Source organism: Enterococcus silesiacus (assembly GCF_001886225.1).
GTDB lineage: Bacteria > Bacillota > Bacilli > Lactobacillales > Enterococcaceae > Enterococcus_L > Enterococcus_L silesiacus.
On record NZ_JXLC01000031.1, the window covers coordinates 33,261 to 45,810 of the forward strand.

A 12,550-nucleotide genomic window follows, 5' to 3' on the forward strand; every position below is an offset into this window, starting at 1 on the left:
TATGAATAGATGTAACGATTATTGAATTATTTATCCTCTTGTTTGTTTTCAACGAATCTGTTTATTAATTAAAATGAACTTACTTTTTACGACGCCACAGCAAAAATATAACTATCAACAAGAAAAATAGAACCGAACAAACTAATACAATAATAATTGTTTGGAAATTATTATTTGGCTTAGTCTCAATTTCAACAGCTTCTTCATTTAATCGCATCGCATCTTCTTCTGAAATTCTGAATTTTTTTGTGAATTTCCATTCGCCATTTTTTGAATTTGCACTAATTTCTAATTCATAACTACCTGCTGTCAATTCTTGGTTTTCTAATGAAATTGGAAAATCAAAGTTAGAATTAGGTGCCATCGCCATTTCTGATTTTTCTGCTTCATAGATTACCTTTTTTGACCCATTTTTTCTAATTTTGGCTTTTAGCGTTAATTCACTAACAAAATTAGGCTTAGTGTTTTGGATATTTGCAGTAATTGCTGTGCGATAATTGAATAAATCAGCTTTAACTGCATTTAGTTTGAGTTCGGGTTTAATTTTATCCAAACTCTCTCTTAATTGAATGCCAATCACAACTGAGAAGACATTCTTGATTTGAACATCATTTTTCTTTGATACTGAATCTTCTTTGCTATCGTTTGCTTCATCATATATATTAAAGCCTCCGACTATTTTTCCTTCAAACGCTTTTTTTGGCATTTTCAAACTAAAAGTAACTCTTTTGGTTTCTTTCGGTGCAAGTGAAACTTTTTGCTTTCCAGAAATCAATCTAGTAATTGGGTAAACCAACGTTGAATCATTTTTTTCTGGTTCAATGCTGTACTCTAATTCTCCATTTTGGTTCGTTGTGCCCATATATGGTTCTACCGCTAAATTTAATGTTTCTGAACTGCTACTTTTAAGTTCTAATTCTACATTTTGCTTTTGTCCTGGTGTCATTTTCAAATCAAAATAAGTTTTACTTTTATCAATTTGATTTTCTGGAATAATTGCTTTTGCTGAATAGCCCATGCCATCAGCAGCTGCTGCTTCGCCTACGTAAAAGAATGCAACAAGCAACAGTGCTCCAAAACAGCACTTTATCGTTTTAAAAAATGTCATTAATTACTCTCCATCTAGTTTTCTGTATTTGGAACATCCGCTAATTGCCAAAAAATGGTGGCAGTATAATCTCTTCCAGCCTTGGCTGCACCAGGTAAAACGTCTAATGTTATATAGTCATTTACCATTTTTTCACTTTTCCATCTGGTTGCCCAAACTCCTTGACCAGTGTTTTTATCAGCCGACATTACTTTTTGTTGATATTTATTTAGTGAAACAGAATGACTTTTGGGAGGTGCTGCATATTCAGAGTTGTATTCCTGAATATCACCTTTGTTTAAAGATAAACTAGCTCCACTTAATAAGTATTTTTTTTGATTATCTGTTGTCGGCTCAGAGACAAAATTAGATATTTTTGCATACAATGTCCAACCACCCAGACTTCCCCTTAAGTCTGATATTTGAATATATGGATTAGAATTGATTGCTTTTTCTTCTTGGTACAACCCACTTCTAACAACTTTACCGAAACTAAAATTCGGTACTCGATCAATTTTCAACAACCCAGAACTGTTCGTACCGTTATTGGTTGGATCTTCTGGATCTTGACCAAATAATGGCGGTACAGGATTTTCTTTCCCCTCGATAACTACAGCATCAACATCCGCTTTCAAAGCATCCGTGGTTACTGCTAAACTTGTTTTACCATCGTAGACTATTAATAAGAAAGCACCCGCCAAAGCTACTTTTAAGCATGTTGATTTCACTATTATCTATCCTTCCATATTTGATATAATAATTAAATTTTTCTTCCAATTTAGTTAGGTGTATTTGTTAATCTCCAATTTAATTTTCCAATATAAGATGCTTTACGTGCAGTATTAGGAATAGATAACTGAACCCCAGTCGTTCTCGTTGATTCTTGATTTTCTGCGAAACGTTCGAAAATATTTGTATATCGTCCCATTCCCTTACCCTCATCAGCTTTAAAAACTATGCTAGATAGCTCGCCAGATATAGTTGCTTTTTGTCCAGTTGGCGTATTTTCAGGACGGATCGACGCACTTTTTGATGTAACTTCAGCCGTAGGAATAGTTAATTCCCAGCCTTTTAAATCTTCACCTTCATTTTCTTTATCTTTAATTTTAAATGAATCCATCGATACACTTACATTCCAACCAGTCCCATTTCCCGTTACATCTACAACTTCAATCCCATAAGCTTTATCTTTCGCGATTGTTGCTGATCTTGTTTCACCTAAAGGAACAGAAGGGTAATTAAAATCAGAAACTGCTTTAATAATAAATTCTCCATCTCGTGCTGGTTTTTCTGATATATCTTCTTCTGTCGGCCCTTCTCCTGTTCCTCCTTGAACATTTACAGTTACATCCGATTTTAACTCATCAGCATTGGCTACAGCTGGTAATAAAGCTGCTCCAAAAGTCATTGTTACTACGATACTTGCTATTATTTTTTTATTCATAAAATATTCCTCCAAAATGTTTTTTTCAACAGTTTACTACGATAACTTCCCTCAAAGATAAAGTAGTATTTATTATGTTTTTTTATTTTTTCGTGTATTCTATAAATATGTTAGATTGTATCTTCTAAAGACCAGCTAACAGTACCAGTAAATTGTTTACCGTTTGTTTCTTCTTTTTGACCAGCAGTTACAGCTAATTGTACATTTCTAATTTCAGAAGCAAAACCTTTTTTACCAGGTTTTGTACCAACTAAAATATCTGAACTACCATTTTCGCCAGCTTTAAGAGTTACTTTAGTTACGCCTTTAACTTTTTCTTCAGTGTATTTTGTTAATGCTGGTAAAGCCTCAATAGTATTTGGTAATTTACCAGTTTCTGCATCTCTTTGATCATCTAAACTAAATGTTGAGATATTTGCTGAATTCATTGTCATAGTAGCTTCTAATTTTTTAGTTGCATCAGTTGTACTTACAAGTGGTGATAATTTAGCATTCAATTTCCAGTTTGTTTGATCTTTGTCATCACGATCTTCGTATACTGCGATGTATTGTTTACCTGCAACTTGTTGGTAATAAACAGAGCTAAGTGCGCTTGCTTCATTTTCAGTACCAAATTTGAAAGCAGTTGGCTTGTTGATTAAGCTCAAAGCTTCATCATAAGGTCCAGGGATAATTGTATTAGGATCATCATTGCTAAATCCAATACCTACTCCTGTATTTGCTTCTCTATCTGCAGCTTGTGCAGCTTGTGGTAATAATACCGCCCCAATTGATAAACCTAAAACTAATGTTCCTAATACTTTTTTATTCATGATTTTCTCCTAACGTATTTTATATTTGAGGAAGTTATCATAGTAAACTGTTGAAATAGCATAATGTAATTATGTTAAATTAAAGATGTTTATTTGTTTTTGAATATAGATAAATGCATAAATCATCAAAAGGAAACAGGTAATCGATACAGCTAATAATAGCCAATTTATCAATATTTTTGATTTTTTCAATTTTAATTTTTTTAATAAAATACTGTCTCGATTTAAGGAGAAAAGGAACATTCCTAAAGAAATTGTGCCACATGCTCCTAATATATAAAGCCAAATATAGACTCTCATAAAATTATTCTCCTTCGTTTAAACTCAAGTATCTCTGTTATTTTCAAATTTATTACTCACTGCTCACCTTGATTTGTTTATCTAAAATAATCGCAAAGCTGATTACAATCAGAATCATCCCGCTGATCAATAATGATAACTGCTTCACCGTTTCTCCAGTATTTGGTAATTTAACCCGATTATTGATTGGTTTAGGTTTGTCAGCTGTAAGGGTGTTATCATGTGGGGCTGGCGTATCGTCTTCCATTTTTTTAAACGTGATGCCAACATCTGCTTCACCTGTTTGATTCGCCGATACTGTTGGCGCAAAAAAGGTGGTTAGACTGAAAAAGAGTATTATTGAGATTAATTGTTTTTTTCTTATTTTGTTATGCCCTGGATTCACTAGTTTCACTCCTTCATTTGTCTGTTCTTTTTACTTTTCCCTTGTTCTACTTCCTTTCTTTTCGCTTGTTTTACTTTTCTTCTCTTGGTACGTTCACGAATCATTTTTTTCCAGCGTTTATTTCTAACAGTCAAAATGACAACGACTAATACAAGCGAACTAATCGCTAACCCAACGACATAAGGTAGCCAATCAGGTGATTCTATTTTGAACACTGTTTCTTCATTCATTTTTTTTGCTTTTTCAGCTGAAACACTGAAGTCTTTTTGCCATTTCCAATCTTCTTCATCATTTTGAGCATGAACATTTAAGGTATATTCACCTGGATCAATAGCGTCTACTCCCCAATCTACTGAAAATTCATATGTGCTATTAGGGGCCATCCGAGCGTTTTCTACTGTTTGTTTTTTTAGAACTGTGTCTGAGCCTTTCTTGGTTACCGTCGCTTCAATTTTTAAATTATCAGCTATTTTTGGTTCTGGATTATGTATAACAGCGGCTACTTGTTTACGACCTAATTTCAACCCAAGTTTGGCTGATATCAGTTCTAGTTTTTTAGCATTTTCATATTCTTCCCCTGTTTCAGTTGTAATCAAACCAATTTTGTATTGGTATTTACTAGAGATCGTTTGTGTTTTGGTTTGTTCTTTGTCTTCTACTGTTTGAAAAACAACAGCACCTAGCTTGATTCCTGTATAACTTTCTTTTGGTGGTATCACAGATAATTCAACCACTTTTTCTTGAAAGTTTTCTAATGTGATTTCAGGCTCATCAATTTTGACAAATTCTGTTAATGGATGTTTTAAGCTTTCATCTAAATCTTTTGTCGGTTCGTCATACTCAATATTTCCTGTTGAACCTGTTGTCCCGTTGGCAATAAATGCTTTTATTTTAATAGGATCTTTTTGAGTTGATTTGACTTTGACTTTCAATACTTGTGTCTCATCAGGTTGCGTTTCTATAAAGAAATAAGATTTATTGGTTTCGATTTGAGTATCTGGTCTAATTGCTTGAACAACAAAGCCTAATGGATCTGGTTCTTTATCGGCAGCAACTGAATGAATCGGTGAGAAAACGAACAGAATAAAAGTAACGAAAACATATTTAACGTATTTTTTGATTTTGTTTAATTGCACAATCATTTTAACTTCCTTTCTAAACATAAAAACTACATGGGCTCATTTGATCTTGCATTGAAAAATAGCTTGTTTTTATTTAAGCCGTTCGTATTTGTTTATCAATGAACTCATTCATAGTACAATTACCTAATAACAAATAAAACAACAAGTAAGCGCTACCAAGTTACATTTAACTTTTTTATGTATAAATTTTATTTTTATTCAATCAAAAAATAGCAAGTAAGCGCTATCTCGTTACATATACAGCCTTTTTCATTTTTAATCTATAAAGACCTTTCTTTTTCTATCATTCTATTCTAGAATATATTAAAAATATTTTTAAATTTATTTATTTATTTCAAGGAGGATAATAATGACACATACTACAACAATTTATGTGGTTGAAGATGATAATCTTTATAGGAAACGAATTATTCATTATATTGAAAATTATCATTCAAACACTTTTAACTACAACTTGTCTCCTTTAGATAATCACTTACTTTTTATGGAAGATATTCCAACATTGACTATTTCTGATAATGATATTTTCTTTTTAGATATTGATTTGAAAACACAATATTCGGGGATTGATTTAGCGAAGCAAATTCGAAAAATTAATACAAAATGTACTATTATTTTTCTGACTAGTTTTGAAGACAAAGCAATTTCGATCATCAATAGTGATATTTTTCCACTTGGCTATCTTGTAAAAAATCCAGTCGACTCAACTGAGTTGAAAGCAACCATTGAAACTGTTCTTATGAAGGTTGAAAGTCTAACTAAATCAGCTTGGAGGCAAGATCAAGATATTACAACATTTATGAATGGTTACGAGTCTATTTATATTAATTGTAAGGAAATTTTGTATATTGAATCGTTGAAAGGATTGAAAAGTCGGGTTCTGATCAAAACTCTTTCGGAAGAATTGATCATAGAAGGGAAAATTGGGAAAATCAAAAATAATTTGAAGCAACCTTACTTATTTTCATCGCTTCAGTCGTACATAATCAATCTTGAAAATATCTCAACCATTAACCGGAAAAATGGTACAATCACATTTGCTGGTGATCAGGATCTTTTTGTAGGAACTAGAATCATTGATAAAGTAAAAAAGGGGTTACAGGAGTATCATTATGTTAGATAGACCATTTTTCGTTTCATTACTAGCTCTCAATCTTTTGCAGTTGCTTTGGTTGTTTGCTTATAAAAAAATCCTGTCCTTTAAGGAAACAATGATACTAAGTACTATTTTAGCTATTCAGTTGATTATTGGCCTTTTTACAGATGATCACTTTATTGTCTTACTATTAATTCCTTTTTTTCTTCTACAATTTTTTTTTCACGTAAAGAAACTTCAAAATTGGGTGGTCCCAGCTTTATTTTTAAGTTTTGAGAATTCGATTGTTTTAGCCTCATGGCTTGTAACACTGGATCTTTGGGATATTTTACTTATCAACAATTGGATTTCTATTGAGACCTATTCAACCTATTTAAAGTTTTTTATTTTCCTGCAGCAATTCGTTTTTTATTTCCTATTACTTTACGCTAATTATTTAAATAAACGATTCAAAATAACAGCGACTATTCATTTGCTGCCTAAAAAATATCGTTTACTTTCTATTTTACTTTTATTTTTCTTAGCCATAACGGTTTGCCTACAACAATTGAGTGTTTCAGAAGGTTATTCCGCTCCATTTTTTTACAGTACTTTTATCATTATCTGTTTCACCGCATTTCTCAGCTGGAATATTCTACTTATTGTTAAACGTAAAAATGAGCAACAATATATTCATATTCTTAATGCAAAATACGAACAAGAAAGGGAAAAAATCAACCGTTCAAATGAGTTTCGCCATGATTATAAACAACTGTTGATCGGTCTGACTTCCTATTTAGAAATTAACGATACCCAAGAAGCGCTTCATTTACTCCATACGATTATTGATTATTCAAACTCACAGCTGACACCAAACATGTATAAAACGATTGCGGTGATCCATAATCCACCAATCCAAGGTCTGTTGACTAGTTTTCTCAAACGTTGTTCAGAAACAGATATTCAGTTAAAGATCCAAGTAACGGAAAAATTGACAGATATCGATATGAATATCGTTGACTTCATTCGCTGCTTTTCTATTGTATTAGATAATGCCTATGAAGCTGTTCAGGAGACAGAGCTCAAGCTGATTGAAATAGTGATTACTGGTGACCCGAATTTTGTAAAAATAGTCGTAAAAAATACCTATACCACGGATAAAGATATTTCACTACAATCCTTGCTACAAAATAATTTTTCAACAAAAGAAAACCACCAAGGAAAAGGGTTGCACATTCTAGCTAAACTGATCGATAATTATAAAAAAGCAAGTTACCAAATCGCAAAAAAAGAGCCTTTTTTCATTGTTAGTTTTTCAGTACCAAAGATGTCAGGACAACAGTTTATATCTAAATAAAAATGTAGGAAAATGAGTCTTGCACTCGTATTCCTACATTTTTTGTTTTTATTAGCTATTTAGTTAGAATTTATACCTTTAGTAACTAGTTATAAATTGTGACTTTTTAAACTTTTTGATATGATGAAACAAATTGACTCAAAGGAGTAAACATTTATGGAACCTTATTTAGCAACAGAATTATTTGCTATTAATTATCTCCAAATTGTCTGGGCACTACTTCATAAGAAATATATTGACACAAAACAATCCATTATACTATCTATTCTACTAGCTTCAATCATCTTGATTAGTTTTTTTATTAGAACATCTTTTATCTTTACTACATTATTTATCTTTTATACCGCTTTAGCTATTTTTATAATACGTTTTACAGGTAGTTGGATTTTGATGTCTTTAACACTTTTTTTGATTAAATCATTGGCAATGATTCCTTGGCTTTTTACATATGATCTAGTGAATTTTCTATTTCAACTAAACTATATTGATGTAGGTCAACGCCAAATGCTCGTGCCTTTATCATTAATTGGACAACAAATAATTCTGTTTTTATTGATTTTAATTGTCATAAAAGTTGATAAAACTTACTTGATTAGTGATTCTATTTTACATATTCCCAAAAGCTATAAATTTCAATCAATGATTGCTCTTTTTTTTCTTACAATTTTTTCTTTGCTTAAACAATTAGCAGGACAACATTTTTTTGTGGAGTCATTTCTTTACCTAACGTTTTTATTACTTACATTAAACTTGATTGTCTACACGACTACTTATTCATATAGTAAATACTATCAGCAACAATTAAAAAAGGAAGTACTCTTTGAACAATACAACCAAGAATTGGAAAAAATTACTGTTTCAGACGAATTTAGACATGATTATCGGAATATCTTGCTAAGTTTAGCGGATTATCTCGAACAAGATCAATCGCAAAAAGCGCTAACTTACATTGCCTCCATCACTGATTATTCAAAAGATGTTTTAGAAGAAGATCCGTATGCTGAACTTGGAAATATTTCTATTCCATCGGTTCAAGGACTGTTGCTTTATCTGATCGAGCATTGCGATACTCAACAGATAAAGCTTCGTCTAAATATCCCTAATAACATAGAAGAAAATGAGATCCAAATTCGTTTGATCGACTTTCTTCATTGTTTGTCTGTTCTATCTGAATACGCTATAAAAGAAAGCCAAAAAGGAGAAGAAAAAAATTTATATGTATTGATAAAAAAAGAAGAACATCAGCTTTATATTAATTTGACAAATGCAACTAGGCCTCAAGATAAGTTGAAAAAAACAGCTGAGAAATCAATAAATTCAAAAAAATTCTATAAAAAACATGGACTCACTTCTGTTGTAAAAACGATCCATCAATATGAGGGTGCTATTTTTTCCCTTCAATTTAATGAAGGCTATTTTTCAGTGATACTTGCTATACCAATTTTCCATCAAAAGACAGCAAGTAGAGTAAAATGACTTACTCTACTTGCTGTCTTTTATTCTATAATCATCTTCTGATACTTCAACGGTGAAATCCCCACCTGCTCTTTAAACACATGATGAAAGGTCTTCACACTAGCAAAACCAGATTTTTCAGCGACTTCGATCATAGGAACTTTTTCATTGGCTAAAATAAACTTTGCTTGATTAATACGATACTCAGTCAAAAAACTCATAAAAGTCGTACCCGTATTGGCTTTAAAAAAGCGTGTAAAATAATAAGAGCTAAACCCACTGTATTTTGCTATCTCCTCTAACGTAATTGATTCTTCATAATGATTTTCTACATAAGTAAAGATACGATCTAACTGTTCTAAGTTTTCTTTATACTTCATGGTAGAAGCTTTAGCACCTTTTTTGACTTCCATTTTCGTTTGAGGTAGTCTTCTATAGAATGTTGTGACCAGTTCAAACAACAAGCTAAACAGGGCATAACTCTTCCCAAGATGTTGATTCCCGTATTCCTCAAATAATTGCTGTAATAACTTCTTGATGTCTATCGCTAAAGATTTCGACCAGTTTGAACTGTGTTTTTCTCCTGTTTCAAATAATTCGATCAACGAACAATCATCCGCTGATTTTAACTGTTTCTCATTAAATATACTCAAATCAAACTGATAAACAATTCGTTCACTATCTGACGAAGCTAAAAAATAATGCGGTTCGCCACTGGCAAAAAAATAAATCTCTCCTTCTGCTACATGAACGATTTCGTCCCCAACGCCGATATTGACTGTTCCACGGATCGAGTATATGATTTCGATTTCTTTATGCCAATGAGGATAAACGATCGTCATCCCATCATTGATAAACGCTCTGAAAAGCAGGTTTTCTTCAAATTCTGGTCGTTCTAAATACACACTCATCTTTTGCCTCCGGTTAAACGTACTACTTCCACTTTACCAAATTTTTCTATTTTTACAATAAAAAATACACTGAATCATGGAGTGTTTAACCGCTTTAGAATCCTGTCAGATCATTCACTGGCAGAAGCCTTATCTTGATCACGCCAATAATATTCCGGGTCGCAATTAAGCCATAATGACGACTATCTGTCGCATAAGGGCGGTTATCGCCCAACACAAGACAGTACCCTTTGGGAATTGTTTTCGATCCATTCAACTCACCACTGAAAAAATTTTCTGTATAGTTTTTTCCGTTATACTGGCTTTCATTGATTTCGTCGACAATAAATTTTTCATCGACTGGCTTTCCATTGACTAATAAAAGATCTTTATTATATTGGATCGTCTCGTCAGGTAAGCCGATTACTCGTCGAACTTGCTGCTTTTCCCCAATTTTAAAAACGATTAAATCAAAACGTTTGGGTTGTTTCGTTCTTTTAGCCACAACTAAATCTCCATTGTGCAAAGCAGGCATCATCGCATAGCCTTGGACTCTTGTTCCTTTAAACCGAATCAGACTGACTATTAAAAGCAGTAATAACACACATAAACAGGCAATTAAAAGATCTTTGGTATAAGAAGAATTTGTTGTTTTTTTATTTTTTTTCATGTAAATCCCTACTTATTGCTCTTTACTTAATGCGGACTCATTCACTTTATAATAACTAAATGCGGCTTTTTCATAGGTTTCACTTTTCTTTATGTCTTCTAAAAAAGCATCGACTAATTGGGCATTTCCATAAAAATTATTGGTTTGTGTACTCGCGTTCATCCCTAGTTGTTTGACAACATTATAGTAGCGATTCAAGATCAGCTGGCCTTCTTCGGTATTGATCTTACTGGCTTTTTTTGTTCCTTGACTGGTCATAGAAGTAGCTAAATAGCGGATGTTTTGCTGAATTTTTGCTTCTTCTTCTTCGCCTGCTTTTGCTGTGATCAATTCTTTTTCAAAATCTCTGATTAAATAGTAACATTTGACCAGTGTATCAGAATCATCTGACGTAAGATTCATTGATTGATAATACGTAAGATAACTCGCACCACTGACCAATAAAACGGCTGAAATTAAAGAGATACTTAAGGAAATAAGTTGTTTTTTTCTAAACTTTTTTAGGTAGAGACGCTTTTGCGTAATGCGTCTATTTTTCTTTTTATTTTTACTTTTTCTTTTTGGCAGTTTTGTCAGCTTTTTTTGGGTTCTAATCGACTGAAACAAAAAATAACAAGCTAGGAAAAATAAAACGATTGCCACAGATATGCCACCAATAAATAGCTGATCTAAAATAGTCATTCTTTTCAGCCCCTAACGATCTTTTCGTTTATTTTTGGATTTATTTGGCAACTTCTTTCCATTTTGTCTTTTTTTTGAAGGAGTATTTGAATTTTTTGCCATTTTTCGTTTGCGCATCATGACAAGCACAATAAAAATCAACGCAATTCCTACTAGCAAGCCACCTGCAATTAACGCAATCAGCTGCCAGTTTATTCCTTTTTCTTGAACTAACCCGACATCTCGTTCATTAAATTTATCTGCCTCTTTTTGATCGATTGTAAATTCTTTATCCCACGCCCATTTTTCATTTCCAGACGTCACTAAGATTTTCGCTTTGTATTTGCCTGCGACCATTTTTTCACCATTCATACTAACTGGAAAATTGATAAATGTATTGGGTGCCATGCGCATTGCTGTTTGTTTGCGCTCATAAAGAATATTTTCTTTGTTTTTTTCGGTCACTTGTACTTCTACGGTCATGTCATTTAAATACGCTGCCTCTACATTTGAAAAATTGACGAAAATAGCATTACGCGCATTATCTTGATTGGCTTTCACACTGTTTAATGCTAAATTAGGTGAAGGAAGTTGGTCGTTTTCTTGTAATAACAAGCCAATGACATAGGCATACTGATTGATGATTTGTGAACCGCCTTTTTGATCTGCTTCTGCTCCCTGATTTGCCCGCATCAGCTGAATACCACCTGCAATAGTTCCCTCATACGTCGTTTCTGGCATCTGAATCGTCAGTTCAAGATCTTTTGTTTCTCCTGGATTTAGCTCAACTGTTTTGGGTCCTGTTACAATCTCTTTAAAATCAAATTTTAGCGAGGCATCATTTTCAATAGAAGAATCGCCATATTCGATCACGCCATTTTGATTGGTTTTTGCGCCATTCAAACTAACGTCGACCGTTAGTTTTTCTTTACCAGGATTGGATAAGGCAATTTTAATTACTTGATGATCATTAGGAGCCATTTTCAATTTGTAAAATCCGATATTTTCTTCTATTTGATTGTCAGGGAAAGAAACCTTATATGTAAACCCCGTTGCGCCACCTGGATCTTTTTCATTTGCATGTACTTTCTGAAGATTGCCTAAAAACATCATAGATATCAAGCTTAGTAGGCCTAAAAATAGAAGCCATTTTCTTTTTTTCATAATTCACCTCATAAAAATTTTCATTAATTGTTTCAGTATGTATACGAACTTCTAGCATTGCATCGAACATGGAAAAACAGTGATTGGGACATAACTCTACGAGTTACGA

At 32.7% G+C, this 12,550-nt stretch carries 13 protein-coding genes; 3 read left to right on the top strand and 10 right to left on the bottom strand.

The features are described from left to right. Positions 1 to 79 precede the first annotated feature (79 nt). The 6 genes from RV15_RS16370 to RV15_RS16400 all read right to left on the bottom strand — a co-directional run bounded on the left by RV15_RS16370 (position 80) and on the right by RV15_RS16400 (position 5,191). Positions 80 to 1,108, bottom strand: a complete 1,029-nt coding sequence (locus tag RV15_RS16370; RefSeq protein ID WP_071879083.1) for a WxLIP family cell surface protein — start codon at positions 1,106 to 1,108, stop codon at positions 80 to 82. 14 nt (positions 1,109 to 1,122) lie between these two features. Beyond that, positions 1,123 to 1,815 carry a WxL domain-containing protein gene (locus RV15_RS16375; RefSeq protein ID WP_071879084.1) on the bottom strand — a complete coding sequence of 231 codons (693 nt, stop codon included), beginning with the start codon at positions 1,813 to 1,815 and terminating at the stop codon, positions 1,123 to 1,125. Between the two features lie 50 nt (positions 1,816 to 1,865). Continuing rightward, the gene (locus tag RV15_RS16380; RefSeq protein ID WP_071879085.1) at positions 1,866 to 2,531 is read right to left on the bottom strand and encodes a WxL domain-containing protein; all 666 of its coding nucleotides are present in this window, start codon (positions 2,529 to 2,531) and stop codon (positions 1,866 to 1,868) included. A 110-nt stretch (positions 2,532 to 2,641) separates the two neighbouring features. Further along, positions 2,642 to 3,343, bottom strand: coding sequence for a hypothetical protein (locus RV15_RS16385; protein ID WP_071879086.1), 702 nt, complete (start codon positions 3,341 to 3,343; stop codon positions 2,642 to 2,644). A gap of 352 nt (positions 3,344 to 3,695) precedes the next feature. Then, entirely contained in the window at positions 3,696 to 4,028 is a 333-nt protein-coding gene (locus tag RV15_RS16395; protein WP_071879088.1) for an EF2685/EF0750 family sortase-dependent surface protein, read from the bottom strand. 5 nt (positions 4,029 to 4,033) lie between these two features. Next, entirely contained in the window at positions 4,034 to 5,191 is a 1,158-nt protein-coding gene (locus tag RV15_RS16400) for a WxLIP family cell surface protein (RefSeq protein ID WP_245791413.1), read from the bottom strand. 328 nt (positions 5,192 to 5,519) lie between these two features. Between RV15_RS16400 and RV15_RS16405 the strand changes: the two genes are divergently transcribed. From RV15_RS16405 to RV15_RS16415, 3 genes are all read left to right on the top strand, one after another. Continuing rightward, a complete protein-coding gene (locus RV15_RS16405; protein WP_071879090.1) occupies positions 5,520 to 6,293 on the top strand; it encodes a LytR/AlgR family response regulator transcription factor in 774 nt (257 codons plus the stop codon). Further along, complete coding sequence (locus tag RV15_RS16410) at positions 6,283 to 7,602, top strand: sensor histidine kinase (protein ID WP_071879091.1); 1,320 nt, start codon at positions 6,283 to 6,285, stop codon at positions 7,600 to 7,602. Before RV15_RS16405 ends, RV15_RS16410 begins: the two co-directional genes overlap by 11 nt. 156 nt (positions 7,603 to 7,758) lie before the next feature. Further along, positions 7,759 to 9,078 carry an ATP-binding protein gene (locus RV15_RS16415; protein ID WP_071879092.1) on the top strand — a complete coding sequence of 440 codons (1,320 nt, stop codon included), beginning with the start codon at positions 7,759 to 7,761 and terminating at the stop codon, positions 9,076 to 9,078. A 20-nt stretch (positions 9,079 to 9,098) separates the two neighbouring features. Here the strand turns inward: RV15_RS16415 and RV15_RS16420 are convergent, their stop codons facing one another. The 4 genes from RV15_RS16420 to RV15_RS16435 form a co-directional block, all read right to left on the bottom strand. Further along, positions 9,099 to 9,968: an AraC family transcriptional regulator gene (locus RV15_RS16420; RefSeq protein ID WP_071879093.1), complete on the bottom strand. Its 870-nt coding sequence runs from the start codon at positions 9,966 to 9,968 to the stop codon at positions 9,099 to 9,101. 94 nt (positions 9,969 to 10,062) lie between these two features. Beyond that, positions 10,063 to 10,617 (bottom strand): signal peptidase I, encoded by a 555-nt coding sequence (gene lepB / locus RV15_RS16425; protein ID WP_071879094.1) that lies wholly within the window; start codon positions 10,615 to 10,617, stop codon positions 10,063 to 10,065. 12 nt (positions 10,618 to 10,629) lie between these two features. Next, positions 10,630 to 11,298 (bottom strand): hypothetical protein, encoded by a 669-nt coding sequence (locus RV15_RS16430; protein WP_071879095.1) that lies wholly within the window; start codon positions 11,296 to 11,298, stop codon positions 10,630 to 10,632. Between the two features lie 12 nt (positions 11,299 to 11,310). Next, positions 11,311 to 12,441 carry a WxLIP family cell surface protein gene (locus RV15_RS16435; RefSeq protein ID WP_071879096.1) on the bottom strand — a complete coding sequence of 377 codons (1,131 nt, stop codon included), beginning with the start codon at positions 12,439 to 12,441 and terminating at the stop codon, positions 11,311 to 11,313. Between the last annotated feature and the right edge of the window lie 109 nt (positions 12,442 to 12,550).